This window comes from Pristimantibacillus sp. PTI5, from assembly GCF_048572955.1.
In the GTDB taxonomy this organism is placed as follows: domain Bacteria; phylum Bacillota; class Bacilli; order Paenibacillales; family Paenibacillaceae; genus Pristimantibacillus.
In genome coordinates this window covers 91764-102470 of sequence record NZ_CP183886.1, presented here as the reverse complement: position 1 = coordinate 102470, position 10707 = coordinate 91764, and the positions used below count along the sequence as shown (strand labels likewise).

Sequence of the window (10707 nt, the reverse complement as noted above, 5' to 3'; positions counted from 1 at the left end):
AGTTTGAGAGGAGTATTGCCCTATGTCCGATTATTCAAGCCGTATATTGGTCGTAGATGACGAAGAACGCATTCGTCGTCTGCTTAAGATGTATTTAGAGAAGGAAGGCTATACCATCGACGAAGCGGAAGACGGTGAAACCGCTTTGAGATTAGCTTCGAATACCGATTATGCGCTCATCTTGCTTGATGTGATGCTACCGGGAATTGACGGCGTAGAGGTATGCTCCCGTTTGCGCCAAGTGAAAGCTACTCCTGTCATCATGCTTACCGCAAAAGGCGAGGAGATGAACCGTGTACAAGGCTTTGAAGTTGGAGCAGACGATTATGTCGTAAAACCGTTTAGCCCGCGCGAAGTAATATACCGCGTAAAAGCGATATTGAGACGTTCATCCGCAACCGCGTTTTTGACTAAAGAAATTAATTCAAGCAATAACATCGTATTCCCTCATCTTATTATTGAGCATGATGCGCACCGCGTCACTGCCGGGGGGCATGAAGTAAGCTTAACGCCAAAAGAATATGAGCTGCTGCATTATTTGGCAGTGTCGCCCGATAAAGTGTTTTCTCGCGAAGAGCTGCTCAAGGATGTTTGGAATTACGAGTTTTTTGGCGATTTACGGACGGTAGATACCCATGTGAAGCGCTTAAGGGAGAAGCTGAATAAGGTGTCTCCCGACGCAGCATCGATGATAACGACCGTATGGGGCGTTGGATATAAGCTTGAGGTGCCTAAGTAAATGGGTTTGTGGCGGCGTTTGGCAGGCAAGCTCTGGCGCAGCGTAGTTGGCAAGCTTTGGGCAACCATTATGCTGCTTGTAGCGGTTGTATTGTTAATTGTTGGCGTGTTCTTGCTGCAATACGTTGACATTTGGGTTGAAGGCAAAACTCAGCATCAAGTAAAAGTACTGTTCGTCTTAACTGCGATTATCGGCTTTTTATTATCAACGTTTTTCGCTTTTTTCCTTTCCAAAAAGATACAGCAGCCCTTATTGCAGTTAAAAGATGCTGCGGTTTCGATCTCGCAAGGGAATTATTCGACGAGAGTGGATATCCGCTCGAGCGATGAGATTGGCGAGCTTGCGCAAACCTTTAATCACATGACGGAACAGCTCGATAAACTTATTCATGATTTGAATCATGAGAAAAACCATCTTGCGAGCATTTTGCGAAGCATGGGCGATTCGGTTATTACATTTGATGCGGACGGAAAGGTGATTCTCACCAATCCGAGCGGCCACTTGCTAATTAATCAGTGGTCCGGCGTTGAAAAAGCGTGGCAGGAGGATATGTTCGAAAGTTCATCTTCCTACTCAGCGGTTCCAATGCCGCTGCGGGAGCTGTTCCAGACCGTTATGGTAGAAGGGCGGGATGCGACCGACAAGGTGCATGTATTAAGCAGCGTATGGTCGGCCGTTATGGCGCCGCTTCAATCTAAAGGCGTTACACGGGGAGCTGTTGCGGTCATTCGGAATGTAACGGAGGAGCATAAGCTCGAGAAGCTGAGAAGGGATTTTGTGGCGAACATCTCCCACGAGATCAGAACGCCGCTCTCGATGCTGCAGGGCTATAGCGAAGCGCTTCTGGATGACATCGTGGTTTCCGAAGAAGACCGTAAGGAACTCGTGCAGGTTATTTACGACGAATCGCTGCGTATGGGTAGACTTGTGAATGATTTTCTAGATATTGCCCGCATGGAAGCAGGGCATGTGGATATGAACTTTCAAAAGGTTGATCTCAGCCATGTGCTGAAGCGAGTGCATCGGAAATTCCAGGTTTATGCGAAGGAACGCGAGGTAAAGCTACTGGCAAAATTGCCGGAGGAGCCGCTTATGGTTAAGGAAGCAGACGAGGATAGGTTAGAGCAAGTATTAACTAACCTGCTGGATAATGCGCTGCGGCATACACCATCCGGTAAATCCATTACCATCGCAGGCCAGCACGAGAATGTGAATGGCAGTGAGTATGTTCAGCTCAGCGTAAGAGACGAAGGGCAGGGGATACCTTCCGAGGATGTGCCTTATATCTTTGAACGCTTCTATAAGGCAGATAAAGCGCGTAAACGCGGCTCATCCAGCGGGACCGGTTTAGGGCTTGCCATCGTAAAAAATCTTATTGATCTGCATCATGGCCGAATCGTGGTAGAAAGCAGCGCAGGAACGGGTACTTTGTTTACGATACTCATTCCTGTCGAAGCTCATCAGTAGTTGTCACAGCGCTCCTTAGGGGGCGTTTTTTTTGTAGAATACAGCAGATAATTCTTGTTGCTCGTGAAACAAAAAAGAGCCAATCGAAGGATTCGATTGGCTCTTTTCTTGTCATTTTATTGCTTATGATTTAAAAAAGGGTGATTTCTTTTGCGGTATTAAGCTCTGGCATGCTTGTCAGCTGCTCGAGTACTTCTTTTGGTGTAGCCTTATCGACTCTAAGCACCATGATCGCAGAACCGCCAACAAGCTGACGTCCTACTTGCATCGTAGCGATGTTGACATCATTATTGCCGAGAAGCGTACCCACGCGGCCGATGATACCAGGTTTATCGTTGTGCGAGATCAGAATCAGGTTGCCTTCCGGCGTAACGTCGACAGGAAACTTATCGATGTGTACGATACGAGGACCGTAACCTGTCAGCAAAGTACCGGATACGACACGCTCTTCCTTCTTGGTACGAAGCGCTACCGTTACAAGGTTCGTGAAATCCTTCGAAGCATGGGATGTTTGAATAACGATATTTACGTCGCGAACCTTAGCAAGATGCAAGGAGTTAACGACGTTAACTTGTTCAGACCCCAAATGATGGGCTAGAACGCCGCGAACGATATGTCTAGTAAGCGGCTGAGTATCTACCTCTGCAAGCTCGCCTGCGTAACCGACAACGATCTCGATGACTGCACCTTCCGTCGCTTGCGCGATAAAGTTACCAAGTTTCTCACCAAGCGTGAAGTATGGTTGAAGAATGCTTTGCAGATTTGCCGGAATAGGAGGCATGTTTACTGCATTGATGAACGGCTCGCTGCGCAGGATGTGTAGGACTTGCTCCGACACGTCGATGGCAACATTTTCTTGTGCTTCAACCGTCGAAGCGCCAAGATGAGGCGTTACAATAATTTTTGGATGCTTCAAGAAAGGATGGTCTTCAGCAGGCGGTTCAACTTCAAATACGTCGAATGCTGCGCCGGCAACTATGCCTGCGTCTACTGCGTCAACCAACGCTATTTCATCGATAATACCGCCGCGTGCGCAGTTTACGATGCGCATGCCCGGTTTCATTACTTCAAATTGTGCTTTGCCAATCATATGACGGGTTTCCGGAGTAAGCGGCGTATGTACGGTCATGAAATCAGCATTGCGTACAATTTCATCGACACTAGCCAGCTTAACGCCGATTTTTTCAGCTCTTTCTTCCGTCATAAACGGATCATAGCCCATAATATCCATGCCGAAAGCTTTAGCGCGTTTGGCAACTTCGCTTCCGATACGGCCCATGCCGAGCACGCCCAGCGTTTTGCCGCGAAGCTCTACGCCAAGGAAAGATTTACGGTCCCAAGTACCGTTAACGGTTTTCATGTAAGCTTGCGGGATGTGACGGGCAACGGCCATCATCATTGCAAACGTATGCTCGCAAGTTGTGATCGTATTGCCGTCTGGCGCATTGATTACGATAATTCCGCGTTGCGTTGCTGCGTCAAGGTCGATATTATCGACGCCTACGCCTGCGCGCCCAACGACTTTCAGTTGTTTTCCAGCTTCCATAATCTTTGGGGTTACACGCGTTTGGCTGCGAACGAGCAACGCATCGTATTCGCCGATAATGGCTACTAATTCGTCTTCGCTTAATCCAGGTTTTTTGTCGACTGCGACATCTGACGCATCAACAAGCTGCTGAATGCCCAAATCGCTAATTGGATCGGAAACTAACACTTTAAACATGTGAAGTATGCCTCCTAAATTGGGGCGAAGCCGGAAGGCTCCGCTTAATATGAACAGAAAAACCCTCTACCCGGCACCGATGTGCAGCAGCGGGACGAGAGTTTGATCATCGATCTCAGACTTTTCTATTTTAATGCAATGGGGTGTGCAAAAGCAATCCTCAAACTTGCTGAAATGTGAAAATTTCGTTATGATTCTAGCATCATTACATACAAAATGCGGCATGGGAGGTCTTTTTACGTGAATAATTGGCAAGATGTGACTCCTCAATTTATGCTTGATCTGCTTGACAATCGACAAGTTGAAGCAAGCCAGATTATAGATGTGAGAGAAGTTTTTGAGTGGGATTATTACCATTTGGATACCTCGGTCTTAATTCCTATGAATACGATTCCTGCGCGGTTGCATGAACTGAACGAATCCAAGCCGATCTACATCATTTGCGCGCATGGGGTCCGCAGCGCTGCGGTTTGCAGCTACTTAGAAGAACAAGGCTACAGCGGCCTCCACAATGTTACCGGCGGAATGGCAGCTATAGCCTCGTTAAAAGGATTTCAATATGACTAATCAAGAAACTGCCATTTTATAAATTCGTTTCCGATGTAAAGAACGGCAGTTGAGGAAGAAGGGTATTCTCGTAAAGGCGTGACTTGCTTTCAATAAAATCCCCTGAACGGACTGCTTCCGTATTGATGAGGAGATCGACGACGGCTGTAACGGTGTGCACCTTCATTTTGGCAGCTTGCCCCGATTCGACAAACTCGTCTACCCGGCTCGTTAAGTCCTGCGGGTAATAATGAGTAAGCTTTTTGCGGGTCAAGAGCTGATCGGCCATTATTTTGTTTTTAATCGTAATCGTAAGCTTCTTCCACTGCGTAAGTTCTAACAGAGCCGGCGATTTATAGTCGGAGGGGATATCAAGATCAACCGTAGCTGCCCATTTCAGCATGGCGGCATAATAGGCTTGCTGTGCGCTCAGTGCAAATTGTGAAGCAGACAAATAGTTTTTTTCTTGGTCGATTTTTTTCTTCAGCTCGTTGAAGCTGAGAGTCTTGGCCTGAGTCGCTGCTTTATTGGATGCCTCTTCAAAAAGGTTGAGACTGCGGATGTAGCTGACTTGGGCTTCTCCTAGCAATGGTGAACTCTGCATATTGACAGAGCTTGCTTCATGGGCTTTGTCACCTGCCAAACTTGCCAGATCCTTAAACATGGAAGTTGCTTCATTTGTCTTTCCTTGCGATAATTTGTTCATTGCGGAGAACCATTCGTTTTGAAATTCACGGTAAGACAAAAATACAGTATGATAGAAAGATACTAAATCTTGCTGCTGGTATGGGCTTACAGAAGCGGAGGCTTGTTTTGAGCCTACATCTTCTTTTTCATATTTGGCTTCAGTCTTTTCAGTACCGATTTGGATGCCATAGAAAAAAGCGCCAACGGAGCAAACGAGCATGAACACAAATCCAACACTGAATAACATTGCAGTCGTCGTTAATCGTTTTTCCATCTCTATCTCTATCTCCTTCTATGTAAAAAAATTATGCTGTCGATTTGTCCTATCAGTATAGGTGAAATGGTCGAAAAAGAAAATACGAACGTTCCAGACAGGCGGGAAGCTATGAAGAAATTTGATATTCGAAATATTCGTATCCGGAAGGTGTCCGTTGACGATCTGGATGACCGTATGCTGCTCATCAATTTATACGCTACGCAAGGGTTTACTTTTATTATCGGTTTAATATGGATTTTATTTCAGCACCAAAATTTGTTTTCTATGTTTACACCTCCGAAGGAGCTTTCGTTTGTATATTGGGGAGCCGGACTCGCGGCAGCGGTGATCGTCGTTGATTTGCTTATTTCCCGGTTCGTGCCTGAGGAAGCAAGCGATGACGGAGGGGTAAATGAACGTATTTTCCGTACGCGGCCGGTTTGGCACATTGCGGTTCTTTCTTTAGTAGTCGCAATATGCGAGGAGCTTCTATTTCGCGGAGCCATACAACATGCCATTGGTCCCTATTGGACAAGCATTATTTTTGCTACTATTCATGTAAGGTACTTAAAGCATTGGATTCCGACTGGGCTTGTTTTCTCGATAAGTTATGGTCTTGGATGGATTTATATGCAATCCGGTTCGATTTTGGCGCCGATTATTGCCCATTTTCTAATTGATTTAATTATGGGTTTGATTATACGATTCAGGAGGGAGTCATGAGCAGGAAAGAAAGGTTTGGAAATTCGAGGGCAGCAAGGCAGCAAGATGAGACGGCCGCGCCGTCCAACATCGGAACGAATTCCAATGAAGGAGAAGCTCTGCCGCCTAGACGGAAAAAACATCCTTCGAGCAATTATAAAGTCACGAAATGGTATTATAATCTGTTATTCGTCTTGTTTGTAAGTTTGGTCGGAGGTTTATTCTGGTATGGTTTGAAATTCACGGATTAATCTTGATTCTGGCAGGATCAATGAAGCCGTAGCCTTTATTCTCAAGCGAAGTAAGCAATTCATCAAGCGCGTCGGCCGTCCATTTCAGCTCGTGCATGAGAATATTAGCGCCCGGATGAAGCTGCTCCAGCACATTTTTTATAACGACTTCAGGTTTATCCTTAGCTGACTGATCCCAATCGAGCGAACCATTTGACCACGTCATGTAGAGCATGCCGTGGTTTTTTGCAATTTCTTTGACCGTATCTCCTCCAGAGCCGTAGGGAGGCCGGAAAAATACGGGCTTTTTGCCGATCAATGCTTCGACGGCAGCTTGAACATCGCCAATTTGCTTTTCAACGACCGTCTCCGCCTCGTCTTTTAGATTAATATGGTCCCAAGAATGATTGCCCACCGTTTGGCCGCGTTCATTGATGAGCTTCAATAAATCCGGATTTTGTTTCACCCGGTAGCCGTTCACGAAAAAGATTGCTTTAGCTTTATGCTTGTCAAGGGTATCGAGCAGGCTGGTCAATACTTGTTGATCCTTAGGTCCGTCATCGAAGGTCAATAAGACCGCTTTGTCCGTCGTATTTTGATCTAGGGGAACGAAACGGTACGCCTCACTCATCGAATAAAGGGGTTCCGTGCTATTGCCTTCTCCGACGGTCGAGGGCTGAAGAGATGGAGATGGCGATGGTTCTGCGGTTACGTTTGGAACCGCCTCATCCGTTATGGATTGCGTGCTGACAGCTGTCTCTTGGCTGACTGGGGTTGAAGCATTGGTGGCTTCTGAAATGCTCCCGTTATGCTGCTGCGAGCTGCAGGCCGTCAGAAGCGAGCCGAATAGCAGGCTGGTTATGATTAAACGGCTGTTCTTCATTTTTCTCAAAACCTCCATCGCTAAGTTGTTTTTCATGCTGAATCGACCCCATTGTATCATATTTGCCCTTTTTCCGGACTAGAATGATTTCCTTATTTTATTAAGAATGAGCACTCTGACAAGGGGTCAAACTATTTGATGAAGACGAAAGCTGAACAAGGAAGAGGTGTATGCGATTATGAAATGGAGTGGATTTTTAGTCGGAGGTTTACTTGGTGCGGCAGCTACCGTTTATGTCTCCCGCAAGCAGCCGGGTGCAGTTTCTTGGGCAGCTACTGCGATGTCTGATGTGTTTTCCACGGCAACTCGCAAATCCGTCTCAAAAATGATGGGCAACTCGGTAAAGGATCAGGCGGCTGCTCTTTCCCCAAAGCATTTAGGCGATACCGCCGCAAAATCCGAAGCCGCTTGGGAACAGATTGAGGCTATCGTAAACAGTGATCCCCAATTAAAGAAGGAAGCGAACAAGATCAAGGCGGAATCGTCTTCGGTTCACCATTAATTCATCAGTCAGAACGCGGAATCGTGGGAACGCAAAGCAGAAATGCGATGCGCTCAAACGATTCTTTTTTCATTCAATATTAGTGCAATCGTCGAAAAGAAATGATAAAGTAGTTACATAGCACGATTTGGTCAAATCGATCACATCTTACTAAAAAAATCATACGCTGTTACAACAGATGCTGCAGAGGAGGATCCTGTCATGAAAATCGAACGACTGAGCCAGGACAAGATACGGATTTTCCTGACGTTCGACGACCTGCTGGAACGGGGGATCCAGAAGGACGACATGTGGCGCGAAATTCCCAAAGTACACGAACTATTCAGTGAAATGATGGATCAAGCATATAGTGAACTTGGATTCGATGCCAGCGGCCCATTAGCGGTCGAAGTGTTTGCCCTCCCCGCGCAAGGTATGGTAGTGATTGTCACCCGTGGCAAAATGAACAGTCATGCAGGCGATCGGGCAACCGAAGATGACGACACGGAAGACGAAATATACGAAATGGAAGTAACGCTTGAGCAAAGCGATATTGTAATGTATTCCTTCCGCGAATTTGAGGATGTCATATCGGTTTGCAAGCAATTGCAAAGCTCCACCCTAACCGAGGATGGACGGTTATATTCTTATAACGGCAAGTACATTTTAGCGTTGGAGCCGGCTTTGATTGAAGCCTCAAGACATAATGCCGTCATTGCTTTGCTTGCGGAATATGGAGAAGCGACTTCGGTTACTTATGCCATGTTGGAAGAATACGGGAAAGTGATTATGCCCGAGAAAGCGGTTCGGGAAATTTGTAATCATTTTAAATTTTAACAAAATGTACACGGAGAGAGCATCTGCAGGCTGATTCTTGGCTGCACGGTGCTCTTCTTGTATGTTAACAGCCATTTTAATGGAATACAGTAGGGGAAAGGCGTTCATATTAGAAGTAGACAAAGGCGGTGAATGGAATGAGTAACAAAGAAGCAAACGATGTTTTGCATTCTACTCAAATTGTAATTGAACAAGCGCTGCGCAGACTTGGCTATGATCAGGATATGATTGACCTCTTAAAGGAGCCGATGAGGCTGCTTACCGTACGGATACCGGTTAGAATGGATGATGGATCAACGAAAGTTTTTACGGGCTACCGCTCCCAGCATAATGATGCAGTTGGACCAACCAAAGGCGGCGTGCGGTTCCATCCGGCCGTTTCCGAAAATGAAGTTAAGGCATTATCGATATGGATGAGCTTAAAATGCGGGATTGCGGATTTACCCTATGGCGGCGGTAAGGGTGGAGTCATATGCGATCCCCGCACGATGTCCTTTAGGGAAATAGAACGGCTCAGCCGGGGCTACGTGCGGGCGGTAAGCCAGATCGTAGGACCGAGCAAGGATATTCCGGCTCCGGATGTCATGACGAATTCACAGATTATGGCTTGGATGATGGATGAGTACAGCCGGATTCGCGAATTTGATTCTCCTGGTTTCATTACTGGTAAGCCCATAGTGCTCGGCGGATCCAAAGGAAGAGAGACAGCTACTGCGCGCGGGGTAGTGATCATGATTCAAGAAGCGCTCAACATTAAGCAGATAGAAATGAAAAATGCGCGTATCGTCATTCAAGGCTTCGGAAATGCGGGAAGTTATCTTGCCAAATTCATGCATGAGGCCGGTGCGCGCGTTATAGGTATTTCCGATGTGAACGGAGCGTTGTATAATGAAGAAGGACTCGATATCGAATATCTGCTCGACCGTCGGGATTCTTTTGGCAACGTGACGAATCTTTTTACACAAACGATTACAAACGCAGAGCTGCTCGAGCTTGATTGCGATGTGCTGGTACCGGCCGCAATCGAGAATCAGATTACGGATCAGAATGCTCCGCGTATCCGGGCATCGATTATTGTTGAAGCCGCAAACGGCCCAACGACGCTTGAGGCTACAAAAATTTTGTCCGATCGAGGCGTGCTGCTCATTCCCGATGTGCTTGCGAGCAGCGGCGGCGTTATTGTATCCTACTTTGAATGGGTGCAAAATAATCAAGGGTACTATTGGGATGAGCAGGAGGTAGACGATAAGCTGAAGCTTATGATGATCCGAGGGTTCAATCAAGTGTACGAAATACACCGCACCCGCAAGGTCGACATGCGGCTGGCTGCATATATGGCCGGCGTGCGCAAATTAGCCGAGGCTGTCCGCTATCGCGGCTGGGTGTAAGAAAGTAGGGACTAAATGCTGTTGTTCTCCGTATTAACCGCAGCTGTTGCGCCTGGCGTAGCACTGCTTACTTATTTATATTTGAGGGACCGCTACGAGGCAGAGCCGATTCACATGGTTGCCAGAATGTTTGTACTTGGCATTCTCGTTGTCGTTCCGATTATGGTTATACAGCGCGGTCTGCAACTTTGGCTGGGTGACCATTCGATTATATTTGCTTTTGGCGAATCCGCCGGCGTTGAGGAATTTGTCAAGTGGTTCGTGCTTTACCACGTAATATACAGCCATACCGAATTTGACGAGCCTTATGACGGCATCGTATACGCAGCTTCCATTTCGCTTGGCTTTGCCACGCTGGAGAATGTGCTGTATGCCATATACTCGCCGGCAACCTTTGGCACGCTGCTGGTCCGGGCATTGCTCCCGGTATCCGGCCATGCTTTGTTTGGCATTATGATGGGGTATTACCTAGGCAAGGCTAAGTTTGCTCCCAAGAACAAAAGCGTTTATTTCTTGGGCATTTCCTTGCTCCTGCCGATCCTTTTGCACGGTACCTATGATTGGATCATGATAACCGTCAAGACGAACTGGATGTGGTTTATCGTTCCTTTTATGATCGCTCTATGGATATGGGGACTGCGTAAGATGAACCACGCTAATTCACGTTCTCCCTTTCGGTTTTTGGTCAGAGAGGATGAGATTAAACTGTAGTTGATCCGTCCATACTTACATTATATAGAAATGCCTGAAATGACGGCATTCGAATAA

The 10707-nt window shown here is 46.7% G+C and carries 12 protein-coding genes; 9 read left to right on the top strand and 3 right to left on the bottom strand.

The genetic code is table 11. The features are described from left to right. Positions 1 to 22: 22 nt before the first annotated feature. Positions 23 to 739 carry a response regulator transcription factor gene (locus ACN6MW_RS00585; protein ID WP_308996659.1) on the top strand — a complete coding sequence of 239 codons (717 nt, stop codon included), beginning with the start codon at positions 23 to 25 and terminating at the stop codon, positions 737 to 739. Next, entirely contained in the window at positions 740 to 2206 is a 1467-nt protein-coding gene (locus ACN6MW_RS00580; protein WP_419873784.1) for an ATP-binding protein, read from the top strand. Between the two features lie 130 nt (positions 2207 to 2336). Here ACN6MW_RS00580 and serA read toward each other — a convergent pair whose 3' ends face one another. Continuing rightward, entirely contained in the window at positions 2337 to 3929 is a 1593-nt protein-coding gene (gene serA / locus ACN6MW_RS00575; RefSeq protein ID WP_419873783.1) for a phosphoglycerate dehydrogenase, read from the bottom strand. 240 nt (positions 3930 to 4169) lie between these two features. On the opposite strand from serA, the gene ACN6MW_RS00570 reads away from it, so the two are divergent. Beyond that, a complete protein-coding gene (locus ACN6MW_RS00570) occupies positions 4170 to 4496 on the top strand; it encodes a rhodanese-like domain-containing protein (RefSeq protein ID WP_364148946.1) in 327 nt (108 codons plus the stop codon). A gap of 16 nt (positions 4497 to 4512) precedes the next feature. Here the strand turns inward: ACN6MW_RS00570 and ACN6MW_RS00565 are convergent, their stop codons facing one another. Continuing rightward, positions 4513 to 5436: a hypothetical protein gene (locus ACN6MW_RS00565; RefSeq protein ID WP_419873782.1), complete on the bottom strand. Its 924-nt coding sequence runs from the start codon at positions 5434 to 5436 to the stop codon at positions 4513 to 4515. Between the two features lie 111 nt (positions 5437 to 5547). On the opposite strand from ACN6MW_RS00565, the gene ACN6MW_RS00560 reads away from it, so the two are divergent. Together ACN6MW_RS00560 and ACN6MW_RS00555 are read left to right on the top strand one after the other, a co-directional pair. Continuing rightward, the gene (locus tag ACN6MW_RS00560) at positions 5548 to 6141 is read left to right on the top strand and encodes a CPBP family intramembrane glutamic endopeptidase (RefSeq protein ID WP_419873781.1); all 594 of its coding nucleotides are present in this window, start codon (positions 5548 to 5550) and stop codon (positions 6139 to 6141) included. Then, positions 6138 to 6371, top strand: coding sequence for a hypothetical protein (locus ACN6MW_RS00555; RefSeq protein WP_419873780.1), 234 nt, complete (start codon positions 6138 to 6140; stop codon positions 6369 to 6371). The genes ACN6MW_RS00560 and ACN6MW_RS00555 overlap by 4 nt, the downstream gene beginning before the upstream one ends. Here the strand turns inward: ACN6MW_RS00555 and ACN6MW_RS00550 are convergent. Continuing rightward, the gene (locus ACN6MW_RS00550; RefSeq protein WP_419873779.1) at positions 6361 to 7269 is read right to left on the bottom strand and encodes a polysaccharide deacetylase family protein; all 909 of its coding nucleotides are present in this window, start codon (positions 7267 to 7269) and stop codon (positions 6361 to 6363) included. The genes ACN6MW_RS00555 and ACN6MW_RS00550 overlap by 11 nt on opposite strands. A gap of 142 nt (positions 7270 to 7411) precedes the next feature. Here ACN6MW_RS00550 and ACN6MW_RS00545 point away from each other — a divergent pair, with 142 nt between their 5' ends. The 4 genes from ACN6MW_RS00545 (at position 7412) to prsW (ending at position 10650) form a co-directional block, all read left to right on the top strand. Then, entirely contained in the window at positions 7412 to 7735 is a 324-nt protein-coding gene (locus ACN6MW_RS00545; RefSeq protein WP_419873778.1) for a hypothetical protein, read from the top strand. 201 nt (positions 7736 to 7936) lie between these two features. Then, positions 7937 to 8551, top strand: coding sequence for a genetic competence negative regulator (locus tag ACN6MW_RS00540; protein ID WP_419873777.1), 615 nt, complete (start codon positions 7937 to 7939; stop codon positions 8549 to 8551). Between the two features lie 137 nt (positions 8552 to 8688). Beyond that, positions 8689 to 9939, top strand: a complete 1251-nt coding sequence (locus ACN6MW_RS00535) for a Glu/Leu/Phe/Val family dehydrogenase (RefSeq protein ID WP_419873776.1) — start codon at positions 8689 to 8691, stop codon at positions 9937 to 9939. Between the two features lie 15 nt (positions 9940 to 9954). Next, positions 9955 to 10650 carry a glutamic-type intramembrane protease PrsW gene (prsW, locus tag ACN6MW_RS00530; protein WP_419873775.1) on the top strand — a complete coding sequence of 232 codons (696 nt, stop codon included), beginning with the start codon at positions 9955 to 9957 and terminating at the stop codon, positions 10648 to 10650. Positions 10651 to 10707 lie beyond the last annotated feature (57 nt).